The sequence below is a fragment of the Eionea flava genome (genome assembly GCF_055393785.1).
Genome location: NZ_AP036018.1, coordinates 2011698 through 2025959, shown reverse-complemented (window position 1 = coordinate 2025959; position 14262 = coordinate 2011698). Strand labels below are relative to the sequence as shown.

The 14262-nt window shown below is 43.5% G+C and carries 14 protein-coding genes; 10 read left to right on the top strand and 4 right to left on the bottom strand.

Going from position 1 to position 14262, the window contains the following annotated elements; translation table 11 throughout:
* Window positions 1–142: 142 nt before the first annotated feature.
* The 9 genes from fabV (at window position 143) to ACZ5O6_RS08810 (ending at window position 8806) form a co-directional block, all read left to right on the top strand.
* On the top strand, window positions 143–1354 hold the full coding sequence (gene fabV / locus ACZ5O6_RS08850) for an enoyl-ACP reductase FabV (protein ID WP_447092621.1): 1212 nt from the start codon (window positions 143–145) through the stop codon (window positions 1352–1354).
* 88 nt (window positions 1355–1442) lie between these two features.
* A complete protein-coding gene (locus ACZ5O6_RS08845) occupies window positions 1443–2492 on the top strand; it encodes an NADP(H)-dependent aldo-keto reductase (protein WP_447092620.1) in 1050 nt (349 codons plus the stop codon).
* A 115-nt stretch (window positions 2493–2607) separates the two neighbouring features.
* Complete coding sequence (gene lpxL / locus ACZ5O6_RS08840) at window positions 2608–3576, top strand: LpxL/LpxP family Kdo(2)-lipid IV(A) lauroyl/palmitoleoyl acyltransferase (protein ID WP_447092619.1); 969 nt, start codon at window positions 2608–2610, stop codon at window positions 3574–3576.
* A 182-nt stretch (window positions 3577–3758) separates the two neighbouring features.
* The gene (gene dapA / locus ACZ5O6_RS08835; protein ID WP_447092618.1) at window positions 3759–4637 is read left to right on the top strand and encodes a 4-hydroxy-tetrahydrodipicolinate synthase; all 879 of its coding nucleotides are present in this window, start codon (window positions 3759–3761) and stop codon (window positions 4635–4637) included.
* Window positions 4638–4679: 42 nt separating this feature from the next.
* Window positions 4680–5843 carry an outer membrane protein assembly factor BamC gene (gene bamC, locus ACZ5O6_RS08830; RefSeq protein WP_464283502.1) on the top strand — a complete coding sequence of 388 codons (1164 nt, stop codon included), beginning with the start codon at window positions 4680–4682 and terminating at the stop codon, window positions 5841–5843.
* Window positions 5844–5898: 55 nt separating this feature from the next.
* A complete protein-coding gene (locus tag ACZ5O6_RS08825; RefSeq protein WP_447092616.1) occupies window positions 5899–6738 on the top strand; it encodes an MBL fold metallo-hydrolase in 840 nt (279 codons plus the stop codon).
* 58 nt (window positions 6739–6796) lie between these two features.
* The gene (gene purC / locus ACZ5O6_RS08820) at window positions 6797–7507 is read left to right on the top strand and encodes a phosphoribosylaminoimidazolesuccinocarboxamide synthase (protein ID WP_447092615.1); all 711 of its coding nucleotides are present in this window, start codon (window positions 6797–6799) and stop codon (window positions 7505–7507) included.
* Window positions 7508–7632: 125 nt separating this feature from the next.
* Window positions 7633–7944, top strand: a complete 312-nt coding sequence (locus ACZ5O6_RS08815; RefSeq protein WP_447092614.1) for a PilZ domain-containing protein — start codon at window positions 7633–7635, stop codon at window positions 7942–7944.
* Between the two features lie 31 nt (window positions 7945–7975).
* A complete protein-coding gene (locus ACZ5O6_RS08810) occupies window positions 7976–8806 on the top strand; it encodes a class I SAM-dependent methyltransferase (protein WP_447092613.1) in 831 nt (276 codons plus the stop codon).
* A gap of 433 nt (window positions 8807–9239) precedes the next feature.
* Here the strand turns inward: ACZ5O6_RS08810 and ACZ5O6_RS08805 are convergent, their stop codons facing one another.
* Genes ACZ5O6_RS08805 through ACZ5O6_RS08795 form a run of 3 tightly spaced genes read right to left on the bottom strand, consistent with a single transcriptional unit; the run spans window position 9240 to window position 12445 of the window.
* Window positions 9240–9695 (bottom strand): YHS domain-containing (seleno)protein, encoded by a 456-nt coding sequence (locus ACZ5O6_RS08805; protein WP_447092612.1) that lies wholly within the window; start codon window positions 9693–9695, stop codon window positions 9240–9242.
* 41 nt (window positions 9696–9736) lie between these two features.
* On the bottom strand, window positions 9737–10690 hold the full coding sequence (locus tag ACZ5O6_RS08800; protein WP_447092611.1) for a response regulator: 954 nt from the start codon (window positions 10688–10690) through the stop codon (window positions 9737–9739).
* 24 nt (window positions 10691–10714) lie between these two features.
* Entirely contained in the window at window positions 10715–12445 is a 1731-nt protein-coding gene (locus tag ACZ5O6_RS08795) for an ATP-binding protein (protein WP_447092610.1), read from the bottom strand.
* Between the two features lie 293 nt (window positions 12446–12738).
* Between ACZ5O6_RS08795 and pdxH the strand changes: the two genes are divergently transcribed.
* Complete coding sequence (gene pdxH / locus ACZ5O6_RS08790; RefSeq protein WP_447092609.1) at window positions 12739–13380, top strand: pyridoxamine 5'-phosphate oxidase; 642 nt, start codon at window positions 12739–12741, stop codon at window positions 13378–13380.
* Window positions 13381–13394: 14 nt separating this feature from the next.
* On the opposite strand, the gene ACZ5O6_RS08785 is transcribed toward pdxH, so the two are convergent.
* A complete protein-coding gene (locus ACZ5O6_RS08785; RefSeq protein WP_447092608.1) occupies window positions 13395–14132 on the bottom strand; it encodes a helix-turn-helix domain-containing protein in 738 nt (245 codons plus the stop codon).
* Window positions 14133–14262 lie beyond the last annotated feature (130 nt).

The following is a 14262-nucleotide window of genomic DNA, read 5'->3' as shown; positions in this document are numbered from 1 at the left end:
CATGCATCCGTTTATAATGCGCCGTTATTTTTAATCGTTAGTTAATGAGGCGCTTCTTACGTTGCAACCGCCTAGGCTGCTTCGATAACGTCGCTTTCGACAATACGTAAACTTCGTATTTTATTACAAGGTAAGGTTTTTCATGGTTATTTCGCCCAAAGTTCGTGGTTTTATTTGTACCAATGCTCATCCTCAGGGGTGTACGGCTAATGTTCAGCAGCAAATTGAGTTTATTCAATCAAAAGCGCCTTATGAGATAGCAGGTGATAAATCAGCGCCAAAAAATGTACTCGTTATTGGTGCATCTACGGGTTACGGTTTGGCATCGCGTATTACCGCAGCCTTTGGTTATGGTGCAGCAACAATGGGTGTGTTTTTTGAAAAACCGCCTACTGAACGTAAAACCGGCTCTGCGGGATACTATAATTCAGCCGCTTTTGAGTCGGCAGCGAAAGCAGCAGGCTTATATGCGAAAAGTTTTAATGGTGATGCGTTTTCCACCGCATGTAAAACGCAGGTGATCGAGCAAATTAAAGCGGATATGGGCAAAATCGATCTTGTGGTTTATAGCTTGGCTTCCCCTCGTCGACAAGACCCTGTGACGGGTGATGTTTATACGTCGACTCTAAAGCCGATTGGCGATAGTTATACGGCTAAAAATTTGAATACGGATACCCAAGTCGTTGGTGAAGTTACCGTTGAGCCAGCTAGCGATGAAGAAATCGCGACGACAGTAAAAGTGATGGGTGGCGAAGATTGGCAGCTATGGATTGATGCATTAGTAGGCGCTGATTTACTGAGCGATAACGCACAAACTGTCGCTTATACCTATCTAGGTGAAAAACTGACGTGGCCAATCTATGGACATGCAACGATCGGTAAAGCCAAAGAAGATTTAGATCGTGCCGCTGGTGAGTTGCGTAATCAGTTATCGCCAATCGGTGGTTCGGCACACGTGAGTGTATTAAAAGCCGTGGTGACTCAGGCCAGCTCAGCGATACCCGTGATGCCACTGTACCTTGCGATCTTATTTAAAGTCATGCAAGAAGAGGGCACGCATGAAGGTTGTATAGAGCAACTGCAGCGCTTGTTTACGGAGTGTCTATATACCAGTAGCCCGCGTTTAGATGATGATCAGCGTTTTCGTGTGGATGAACTAGAGTTGGATCCAGCGATTCAAGCAAAAGTTGAAACAATCTGGCCACAAGTGACTACTGAAAACTTGAACGACTTATCAGATTTTGCATTGTATCAAGCAGAATTTCTTCGCTTATTTGGCTTTGGCGTTGATGGCGTGGATTACGCAGCAGACACCTCGCCATTAGTTGACGCTGACTTTTTATCCGTTAGCTAATGCTTGTAGAAACTGTGCGGGCTATCCAGTGGTAGAGCGTGCCAGTGTTCCGCCAAACATAGAGTGCGTTAAGCATTAGGAGAGAGTGGTGCAATATCGACCGTTAGGCAACACCGACATCAATGTGAGTGAAATCACCTTGGGCACCATGACGTATGGTGAGCAAAATACGCAAGCCGAAGCCTTTGAGCAGATGGACTATGCGTTGGCACATGGGGTAAATACGATTGATGTTGCCGAAATGTATCCAGTGCCTCCTAAGGCGGAAACTTATGGTGAGTCGGAGGCAATCGTTGGTCGTTGGTTAGCTGATCGTGGTGTGAGGGATAAAGTCATTCTTGCCACCAAGGTTACGGGTAATGGCACATTAAACCCAGGCTTTGAGTATATCCGTGGTGGCCCGCGGCCGAGCGGTTTACAAATTAAGCAAGCGATTGATGATTCCCTGCGTCGTTTACAAACTGACTATGTCGACCTTTATCAAATCCACTGGCCCGACCGGAAGACGAACTTTTTTGGGCGTCTGGGATGTGTATCGCTAGAACAAGATGAAGATATTATCCCTTTAGAGGAAACCATCACCGCTTTAGGTGAATTGCTAAAAGCCGGAAAAATTCGTCACTATGGACTATCCAACGAAACCCCATGGGGAGTGATGGAGGTGTGTCGTGTAGCGGATAAGCTGGGTTTGCCGTATCCCGTGACGATTCAAAACCCTTATAATTTACTGAATCGCACCTATGAAATTGGTTTGGCCGAAATGTCACTGCGGGAGCATATCGGCCTACTTGCCTATTCTCCGTTAGCGTTTGGTATGTTGTCAGGCAAATATTACGGTGGTGTATTGCCCGAAGGATCAAGACTAGCGCTTTATGATCGTTTTACACGTTATACCAACTCTTATGCGAAAGCGGCAGCAGATGCCTACGTTGATTTAGCTCGTGAGCATCAAATTGATCCTAGTGAATTTGCACTGGCCTTTGTGAATCAGCAGCAGTTTGTGACGTCTACTATTATTGGTGCAACGACGTTAGAGCAATTAGCGACGAATCTACGCAGCGTTGATGTGACATTCACTGATGAGATACTCACCGATATTGCCAGTATTCATCAGCGGTATTGTAATCCTGCGCCTTAAGGAGTTTCTCATTAAGCTCCTTTGTTATCATGCTGGGTTTGATCCTGCATCCCTATAATTCAAGCGCTTACTAGATTCCGGTTTGCACCGGAATGACTTGTTCAGAGATTTTTTAATGCCAGATCGCTCCACCTCGTTTTCCCTTTCTTTATTGCACCCACGCTATTGGCTAACATGGGTGTTGCTTGGGTTGTCTGCAGTGCTAGCTCAACTGCCTTTTCGGTTGCAAATGTGGATGGGGCGTGGATTGGGGCGGCTTCTTTACCATTTGATGGCTACGCGCCGATATGTTGCAGAACGTAATATCGAATTATGTTTCCCTGAGTACTCCATTGAGCAACGCAACCGGCTGGTTAAAAAGCATTTTGAAGCCAACGGCATGACGGTTTTTGAAACCGGCATTGCTTGGTTTATGCCTTATTGGCGTTTGCGTAAACGCTTTGTGGTAAAGGGAGTTGATTGCTGGCATGCGCTACAGCAGTCCACGACAGGCAATGTAGGTGCTAAATCGTCAGGAAAGCCTCAAGGGGCATTGATTATGGCTATGCACTTTAATACCTTAGAAATTACCAACGTGGCGATCAATCGTTTATTTAATATGTCGATGTCTTATCGGCCACATAATAATCCGGTGTATGACTTTGTGCAGCAATATGGTCGAGAGCGGCATAACGGAGCGTCGACGGCTATCGATCGTCGTGATGTTAGAGGCATGGTCAAAGCAATGAAGCGGGGCGATTGGTTGTGGTATGCCGCAGATCAAGATTATGGCGCCAAAGTCAGTGAGTTTGTGCCGTGGTTTGGTATTGATGCCGCTATGGTTTCTGCGCCTCCGCGTTTAGCGGCGATGGCCAATGTGCCGATGGTAGGTATTGCGTATCGCCGATTACCTGATTTTAGTGGTTATGAAATCGAATTTTTACCCGCTTTTGAGACTATTCCATCGGGTGATAATTCAGCGGATTTACGGGTTTTAAATCAACACTTTGAGCGTTGTATTCGTGCCAATCCTGAAGAGTATTTGTGGGTTCATCGCCGTTTTAAAACACGCCCGCCGAATAAAGCCCGCCTGTATTCTAAGTAATGAGCCTCGTGAGGTTTCATCTTCTTTGTTCCTAAACGAAATTGCTTGATTGAAGCCGTGTTTAAGCGGATTTGGCTTGTATAAGCGTGCTAGCGTCAGTAACATGTCACATTAATTTTTCAGAATAAAAACAACGGTTTTTACTGGTTTTTTGGAGTTCTCTAATGGCGAATAGTAACGCTATGATTCAAGGTAGTTTGGTTGCACTGGTCACCCCAATGACCGCCGATAATGGCATTGATTGGGATGCGTTAACCGCATTAGTGCAATTTCACCTTGATAATAAAACAGATGGTATTGTTGCCGTTGGCACCACGGGCGAGTCGGCTACCTTGTCAGTTGATGAACATTTACGTGTTGTTGATGCGGTTGTGAAACAAGTGAATGGCCGTATTCCAGTCATTGCCGGTACTGGGGCGAACTCTACCAGTGAGGCAGTTGAACTAACGGCAGCCGCTAAAAAACTCGGCGTTGATGCCTGCCTGTTAGTTGTGCCTTACTACAATAAACCCACGCAAGAAGGTTTGTATCAGCACTTTTTACATATAGCTAATTCTGTGGACGTACCGCAAATATTGTATAACGTTCCAGGCCGAACCATTACTGATATGAGCAACGAAACGGTGCTGCGTTTAGTGAGTCACCCCAATATTATTGGTATCAAAGATGCGACGGGTGATATGGTTCGAGGTAAAGCATTAATTGAGCAGGTGCCGGCTGATTTTTTGGTACTGTCAGGCGATGACGAAACGGCGAATCAGCTTATCTTACTCGGTGCTAAAGGCAATATCTCTGTGACGGCTAATATTGCACCGCAAAAAATGTCGGAATTATGTCGAGTGAGTCTGCTGGGTGAGCAATCGCAATCAGTGGCGTTGCAGGAAGAGTTGATGCCTTTGCATAATGCATTATTTAGCGAGGCTAACCCGATTCCTGTTAAATGGGCGCTCTACAAAATGGGACGAATTTCTTCAGGTATTCGCTTACCGCTAACACCCTTGTCTGAAGCTTGTCAGCCAGCATTGCTGAGTGCGATGAACAGCCTTGAATTGCTTAACTAAACAACCGCTAATCTATTAATTATTAATGTTATGGGAATTCACTTGTCAGTTATAACTACTTTAACAATGTGTCGCTTGTCGAAAGGAATGATTATTGGCTTCGCTACGGCATTTTTATTGTCAGCGTGTTCAAGCAATGATGCCTATCTTGATTCAAAAACACTTCCCCCGGTTGTAGTACCAGATAATCTAGATAAAGAAGCGCTGGGTCAGATTTACACGATTCCCGAAAGCGATGGGCGTTTAGCGACAGGCGAGTTTGCAGAGCCCTTGCCGCCGACGTTGGCATCGCGTCAATCAATCACTGAGCCGCGTGTACAAACCTTTCAAAATAAATCGTGGTTAGTCGTTCCTAAAGAAGCGTCAGCGACGTGGTCGCAGCTCCTTATTTTTTTACAATCGCGGCGCATACTGAGTCTTGAGCAAGATGTTAATACTGCAGTGATAGAAACTGACTGGATCAGTGAGGGTGCTAACTTTGGTGAATCCTACCGCTACCAGCTACGTTTAGAAGCAGGATTTCAGCCAGAGTTAACGGAGATTCATGCCGTTAACATTAAAGGAACGGATAGAACATCGATACCTCCGGCAACGGAATGGCCGAAAAAGTCAGAGAGCTCGTCCCATGAAGCTTGGTTGTTGAAAGATATTGCCAAGGTAATTTCGAACCAGCCTTCTCAAGGCGATTCCTTAATTGCCAGCGCGATTAGCTTTCCTCCTAAGAGTACATCAAATAGTGTGAATGGTGAGCCTATTGTTGAGCTCTTGGTCAGTCAAGAACGTGCCTATAATGTCTTGTTGAATAGTCTCAACGATAGCCAGTTTGTGACTTATGATTATGATCAAGCCGCGGGCGTTATTTATTTTGATGAAGATGACACGCAAGAAAAAAAGACGCTAACAAATAAAGTCGTAGGTTTTATCTATGATCTTGCGACGGTGCAATTTTTGAAAAATGAGAGCTCATACCCTTTAGAGGAAGTATTAGCCAAACTCCCTAATGAGACAGCGGTTGCGCAACTTTTTCCCAGTGTTCAAGAGCGCAACACAGTAAAAACATTATCTAATGTTCCCGGCTATATGTTAGTACTTCGATCTGTTAACAGTAATAAACAGCACTTGTTTATCCGCGATGGCTATGGCCGCCCTTTACCTTCTTCTGAAGCGAAAGCGTTGCTGGATACTGTTAAAAAGCTGCTTTATTAATGAGTTCATCCGAGCGCAATATGTGTAACAGACAACAAGTTTGTGAGAACCGCGCGTGCCAATAGCATTTTCTTCTCTGGGTAGTGGCAGTAAAGGCAATGGAACCGTCGTGCGCAGTATTAATGACGGCGACTCTTCTACCAGTACAACGGTGTTAATTGATTGCGGTTTTACCCTTAAAGAAACTGAGCGACGCTTGGCTCGTATCGGCCTGAAACCTGAACAATTAGATGCTGTGTTGGTGACTCATGAGCACGGCGATCACATTAAAGGTGTTGGGCCATTAGCGCGTAAATATAAACTGCCGGTATATATGACAGCGGGCACACAGCGTAGTAAAAAAGCGGGTGAGCTATCGACGGTATCGATTATTCATCACTATGAAGCTTTTGAGGTTAATCAATTTAAGATTACCCCAGTCGCGGTTCCCCATGATGCGAGCGAACCAGCGCAATACATTATCGAGTGTGGCAACAAACGTTTAGGTATTCTCACCGATCTGGGTAATGTCAGCCCTCATGTAGAAATGCATTATCAATCATGCGACGCATTAATTTTAGAAGCTAATCATGACCCCGCAATGCTAGCATCAGGTGCTTATCCGTTATCTTTAAAGCAGCGTGTAGGCGGGGCTTGGGGACACTTGAGTAACCAGCAAGCGGCGCGATTTTTAGCTTCTGTTGATCGACAAAAACTCGAACACTTGGTGGTGGCACATATTAGTCAGCAAAATAACAGTGTTGATCTCGTACAGCAGGTGTTTGGTGATCTTCCAGCGCCGATCAATAACGTCGTTTATGCTTGCCAAGATGAAGGTTTTGATTGGTTAAGCTTGTCTCCGTATAATGGCGCGCTTGCCGAGGCGGAACACGCAGTATCCCCAGTTGCTATTTAAGTCGCTGTACGCTCAATCACATACACAAAATACACTAGAAAGATATTAGGTAATTACGATGGAAAAACGTCAAGAACTCTACGCCGGTAAAGCCAAGTCAGTCTATACCACTGATAATGATGATTTGTTGGTGTTACATTTTCGTAATGATACGTCGGCGTTTGATGGAAAAATCATCGAGCAACTTGATCGTAAAGGTATGGTCAACAATAAGTTCAATGCCTTTATTATGGAGAAGCTAGAAGCCGCCGGTATTCCTACGCATTTTGAAAAGCTTTTATCAGACGATGAATGTTTGGTGAAAAAAATGGACATGATTCCAGTGGAGTGTGTTGTACGTAATATCGCGGCAGGCTCATTGTGCCGTCGCTTAGGTGTTGAAGAAGGCATCGATTTGACGCCGCCTACTTTTGAATTCTTCCTCAAAAATGATGAACTTGGCGACCCGATGATCAATGATTACCATATTGAGTCATTTGGCTGGGCAACTGCAGAACAGCTCGCCGTTATGAAAACACTCACATTTAAAGTCAATGAAGTGCTAAAAGCGCTATTTTTAGAAGGCAATATGTTGCTTGTTGACTCAAAACTTGAGTTTGGCCTATATCATGGTGAAGTCATTTTAGGTGATGAGTTCTCTCCCGATGGCTGTCGTTTGTGGGACAAAGATACTCGCGAAAAATTAGATAAAGACCGCTTTCGCCAAGGGCTGGGCAATGTCATTGAGTCTTATGAAATGGTCGGTCAGCGTTTAGGTTTGTCTTTTTAAATCGATAGAATCAAGCGCTATATTTGCTTTATTGCCAAATAAAGCCTAAATTAATAATAGACAGCAGGAAATCTTTTGATGATTCTGCGTACCAATCACTTTAATAAGTAACTCTTTAGGCAATCATGACATTCATTTCGGGTATTAGTAACGATCCATCTAACAGCAACATGATTGATGATCGCCGCCGATTCGAGCGTAAGGCTGCGGCGATACGCGTCGAAATATCGCATCCGTCAATCGGCGCGATGATTGGGTCTACACAAGATATTTCCGATGGTGGTGCATCGGTTCAATTAGATAGCCAGACGATTCCCCCTGTCGGCACCGAAGTACAGGTACGTTTTATTAAAGTGGCAGGTGCGGTTAACCAAGAGCCTGTTACGATGAAAGTGATGTACCAGCAGCGTAATACCATTGGCTTAATGTTTGCCTAAACGATTTTCTTAACCTATCCCATCACCTATTTTGTCAATCCATCCTAATGCCTCAGACGTCACCTCTATTGTAGGTATTTGCTATGACGTTGAGTGCCTTGCTCAAGCGCAAAACCTTGCTCAGCAACTCGATTATCCCTTATTGCCCCAATCGCCAGCCGTATTAAGTACCGACAATTTTGTATTACATGTCACAACGCAAGGTATTTGTTTGCAAGCGACGGGTAAAAAAGCGGCGGGGCCAATTATGGTCGATTTTGTGGCGGGGGAGAATGCCCATCGTCGTCAATTTGGTGGTGGTAAAGGACAAATGATCGCCAAAGCCGTGGGGGTGAAAGGAGCTTCTCGCCCTGCTGTATTAGATATTACGGCGGGCTTAGGTCAAGATGGCTTTGTGCTAGCCACGCTGGGTTGTCATGTCACATTAATTGAGCGTTCAGCGATTGTACATACACTGCTCAATGATGGCTTAGAGAGGGCTCATTTAAGCCAAGACCCAGAGGTACAGCATGTGCTATCACGGATGTGCTGCCACTATGCCCAAAGTAGTGAATATCTGCAGGGGCTAACAGACCCGGTAGATGTCATCTATTTTGATCCTATGTTTCCTGAGCGTACCAGTAAAGCGGCCGTTAACAAAAGCATGAAAGCTTTTCATACATTGGTAGGGCGTGATGATGATGCGGGTAAAGTGTTGGCGTTGGCATTGGCCTCTGCACAGTACCGTGTTGTAGTGAAGCGACCGCGTAAAGCACCCGCTATACATACGCAGTATCCCGAGTTAGCGTTGCCTGCGCCTAATCTTGTTTTTGAGGGTAAATCGACGCGCTTTGATGTTTATACGTTTAAAAAAATACCGTAGCCGCGTTGATTTGATCTAAGGAATCTCTGAACAAGTCATTCCGGTGAAAACTGGAATCTAGTAAGCGTTTATATTAAAGGGATACCGGATCAAGTCCCATAACTGTCCGGAATACTATCCCAGCCGTCATACCTGCGAAAGCAGGTATCTCTAATTGCAATTGGCTGACTGTGCTACATGATATAAAAACCGCTATTTTATGGGTATTTCTCAGTTCTTGACTCAGTCACGCTACTATTCAGCGGGATTTTAGATACCTGCTTTCGCAGGTATGACGATCGTTTAAATATTAAGTGTCTATTCAGCAATAATCCGCGTTTTATCGACTATTGCAGCATTAATTGTCATTTTATTCCGGACAGTTATGGGATCAAGTCCGATATGACGGTCGGGCTTAATCAGAATTCCCCTAATTAATTGTTGTATTCCTCGATCACTCATTAACTAATTCGGGCCAATAATTGTCTGCGTTGCTAATACGTTCTTCTTTATTTTTTAGCCAACGCTTTTGTACCCCTTTATTATAATTTAGGTAAAGTTTACCTTTGTGTATATTAAACACTTTAGGTTTGATCGACGCTGTTGTATTGCGCGATACCGCATAAGCGCAGTAACCACCATATTGAGGAGCATAAGCTTCGGGCGAATCAATAAATAGCTGGCGGTGTTCTTCAGACGAGAACCACCAAGTAGCGCCCAAATATTCATAGCTAATCTCTTTATTCCCTTTTACGGCTTTACCTTCGGTAAAGTAAGCGACCGTATCGTAACCTCTAATAGCAGCTTTTGCCGACCCACCGGTATAAATAGGTTCTGTCGCTGTTGCAGAGAAGCTAAATAGCAGTAGAAAAAAAAGTCCAAACTTAATAATACCTGTTAATGATTTCATTGTGCTTAACCTATGTTCTTACGGCTTGCCGTGTCGCTCGGCTATGTGTGGTTAGTCGTACGCCCAAAAGCAGAAAAAAGTTCTTTGATACTACTCGTTAATGAGCGTCGTGTTTTTTCAACTTTAAAACGTTGTTTCGCGCCCGAATGGTTTTTGATCACACTATGCCGAGTAAATGCTTGCTCAATAACCTGTTCAAGTTTTGTATTTTCTAATGGTTTAGCCAAATAACGAAAAACCTGCCCGGAGTTAATTAATTCCACGGCGGTTTCAGCATCGGTTTCATTGGTTAGTACAATCGAAATAAGCTCTGGCCGCTTTTCTTTGAGAACATTGATGGTTTGCATCGCTTCATCAGCGTTAACGGGAAGCTCAATAATGGCAACGCCAATAGCAGATTTCGCAGAAACGACGCCTACCGCTTGTGGAATACTTTGTGTGCCATAAATATTGATGCCGTGTTCTCGGCACACCTGACGGATTTGATTGCGTAGTTCTTGGCTGCTACCCATCATAACCACGCCTTGATCGGGGTTATTACCCGCAATATCCCTTAAAAACGTACTTTTTTCTTTCGTGCTGGTGGCGGCATGGTCAATGTTATCGACAATATCAAATTCAGACGCGAGTGCCGCTTCTGCGATGGTTTTATGGATGTCATCATTGCGCCATGGCTTATTAATAAAACGGTAAATTTCGCCCTCGTTAATGGTTTTGATAATGGCTTCTTTGTCCATAAAGCCAGTAAGCAATAAACGCATTGTCTTAGGGTAACGTTGGTGTACTTTAGCGAGAAGTTCGTGCCCAAGCATATTAGGCATTCGTTGGTCGCTGACAATTACATCAATCTTATTTTCTGCCAAAATAGCGAGCGCTTCCTCACCACCATTAGCAATATAAACCGTATATTCGCGGCGAAAAATAGAGCGTAGAGCGGTTAATATCCGCTTTTCGTCGTCTACAAAAAGTACACTGTATTTTTTTTCATTACTCATTGCGGGTTATGCCTATTTGCCAACTTAAGGGTTAAAAGGGAGTAATACACTAATAGTTGTCCCTACTTGTGGTTGCGATTGCACGTCAATTTTTCCATTATGCGCCTGCACAATTTTGTAAGCAATTGACATGCCTAAACCTGTCCCTTCACCAATGGGTTTTGAGGTGAAAAATGGATCAAACATTTTATGTAGTGTCTCTTTATCCATGCCCACGCCTTCATCGGTAAAGCGAATAGATAGATTGTCGTCAATCTGTTGAGTGGTAATGGTTAGCGTGCCACCTTGTGATTTCATGGCTTGCGCGGCGTTAGTAATGATATTTAAAAATAATTGATTAATTTTTGATGGTGTACACACTAAGGTAGGGACATCAGAAAACTGCTTATCGATGATTACCTTATGTTCGCGAATGGGATTGCTCGCAATTTTAATCGCACTTTCAATCGAATCATGAATATTAATTTCTGCCGTCGATTGACGGTCAAGTCGTGAAAAATCTTTTAAGCTCATGACTAACTGAGAGATCTCACCAATACCATGTTGGCTATCGGTTAGTAGTTCGTGGGTCTCTTCAATAATACCGTCGTCTTTATACTGCTGATAGGCACGCAACGTTTTCGAGAGTGCAGTGGACAATTGCTTTTTGTCACGAGGGGATTGTCGTGCTTGATGGTTAACTTCGCCCAAGTCATTCAGCAACTGTGTTATGTCTTCCACATTGGCAGTGCTAGTGGCGATATTGCTGTTGACATAACCTAATGGTGTATTGATTTCATGGGCGACGCCTGCAACCATTTCCCCAAGGGATGCCATTTTTTCAGATTGAATGAGTTGCTCTTGTGATTCTTGTAAATCGTCATAGGCTTGCTGAATCTCCTCGGTTCTATCGGCCACTTGTTGCTCTAAGCTGGCATATTGTTTGCGCAGTAGATAAGCAAATATTAATAATAACGCGAGTAATATAAGACCATATATCACCAAGGCATTGCGCAGCGCATTGGCTTTTTCAATTAAGATATTGTGATAATTAACATACGCGGTTTCAAAGCGATTAAGTGTTGCTCCGGTTTGTTGTTCAAAAGCCCGTAGAAAATGTGCTTGTGTTTGTTCGGTGGTGATAATTACATTCGATAGAGTGCGAATATAGTCAAAAATAACGGCCTGTTCTTCTTCGCTATAGTTTTCTATCATGCCCTGAATAAATGCCGTATCGTCGTTAAGGCGTTTTTTACTCTCATCATTACTTTGCTCTAAATAGCGATAAAAATTAATTGTAATACTGATAATTTCTGGTCGTAGAGAGAGTTTTTCTGCCACTTGATTAATGGGCGAGTTAACATCTGATGCGGTTAAAAATGCTTGGTTAGCCTCAGTGAGCGCTTGGTGACTCTCAATAAACGCCTCAATATGGTCGAGCTTTTCATTCAGTTCTTTCTCAAAGGCAATAGTGGCGGAATCTAGTGCTGGGCTTGATTCAATTTCTTCAAATAGTGCCTCGTAACGTAGATTGTCAAACTCTTCTGATAGTGCGACGGCTCGTTCTTCAATAGTTGAATAATTAGTGTTGTTTTCGTAGCGTAGGCTAAACAAAAAAATGTTGATTTGGTTGTCGAGTAGTTTGAGATTTCTTACTGACTCGGTCGTTTCTAAGTAGACATCGTCATCGAGCAATAGGTTTTGCTTAATGGTTACATAGGCTAAGCCCATGCCGATAAGTATTAGTATCAGTAGACCAATAGAGTATTTTTTCATAGTTTGTCAGCAAGTCACGAGTGGATGTCAAAGTACATACGAAAGATAATAGTAATTAAGGCGTAGTCATTATCACTGCAGTACTAGACCATTTGCGGGGTAATAAGTTCTCGTTATCGAGATAAACAGAAATTTTTTGTGGCAAATCAAGATAAGCCTGATATTTTGGCGTATATTAACGGCATAAATGACTAGCCAATGTTTTAGCTATTGGGTAGTCATGACAATCTAGAAAAGGCTCAGGTCTACATAGCGCGTCTATTGATCATTGATACAAGGTGTGAGTAAAAATTATGCAGTTACAAGATTATCGCCGTGAATATATTCAGGGTGGTTTACGCCGCAAAGACATTAATGCCAACCCTATTATTCAATTTGAGCATTGGCTAAAGCAGGCAATCGCTTCCGGTTTAACTGACCCTACGGCGATGACATTGGCGACAGTCGATCATAACGGTGTGCCCAATCAACGTATTGTTTTATTAAAACAGGTCGATGAGCAAGGTTTTACCTTCTTTACTAACAAGCAAAGTATTAAGGGGCGAGCTATCGCTCTTAATGCGAATGTGAGCCTTCATTTTCCTTGGTATCCATTAGAGCGTCAGGTGCGAGTGCAAGGCACCGCGAGCTTATTAAGTGAAGACGATGTCGCCAGCTACTTTGCATCGCGCCCCAAAGAAAGCCAGTTAGCGGCATGGGCATCAGAGCAAAGCCAAGTGATACAATCAAGAGCGCATTTATTGGATAAGTTTGATTCACTTAAAAAGCAATATGCAGAAAGTGATGCGCCTTTGCCCGATTTTTGGGGTGGGTATCGAGTGGAACCTAAAGTGATCGAGTTTTGGCAAGGCGGTGAACACCGCTTGCATGATCGTTTTCAATACACGCAAAAAGCGGATGATAAGCGCTGGGTGATTGAACGTTTAGCGCCTTAATTGGTGTGTTTCTTTTACGTCTTTTTGCGGTAATCATCAAATAAGCTAAATTGCCATGCGCGTGAGGCAAGCACAACGGTGATATTCTTACGTTGCGATAGGGGCAGTTGGGCATCTTGCATGGCGAGCGCATTAAACTCTTTGCTGAGTTTATCTATTTTTCGTTGCATTTCTTGATGAGAAAACTCTCCCAGCTCTCCATTAAGTACCATCAACTTTTCATTGTCTTTCGTGAATGTTGAGCGAAAAAAATCCTGTTCAACATGCCGTTGAAAAAATCCCTGTATTGGCCCGTTGGCCTGCCAGCGAAAGTTGGGGGCAATCAATAATTTAATACGATTATTGGGCAATAATTCAATAATACGTAAACGATCGAGTTGCGCTAACTTGCGCACACAGTCCGTTTCACTAATCGCAATGGTTTGGCATAAATCATCAAAGCTATGCCCATTCATCACCTGAATCGCCACCATTAATAACAGGGTATCGTTAACCAGCTCCTTTTCTTGAGCAACCGTGAGCTGATGGAGCTGTGGTTGTTCTTTTTCCATTAGCGCCACTAACTCCGATAACTGTAGGTCGATAAGCTGACAAGTGGCTTCTAAACGCTGCAAGCTAAACGACTGAGAGGTAAATAAGCGCTTAATCGATGCTTCGCTAATATCTAGTGCGTCGGCGACGTCCGCATAGGTTTTTCCTCGTGCTTTAAGTTGTTTTTTTAGCGTGGTAATGAGTGCGGGTGTTTGGGTCATAATAGGGGAGGTAATTGTTGTCGATGGTTATTATGTTTAAAAGTACTGTATTTTGATACTTTTAGTGTCGCATAGATAGATAGTTAACGTAAAGGTTTTAAATGATGTGTAAGCAGGTGATGATTGGCCT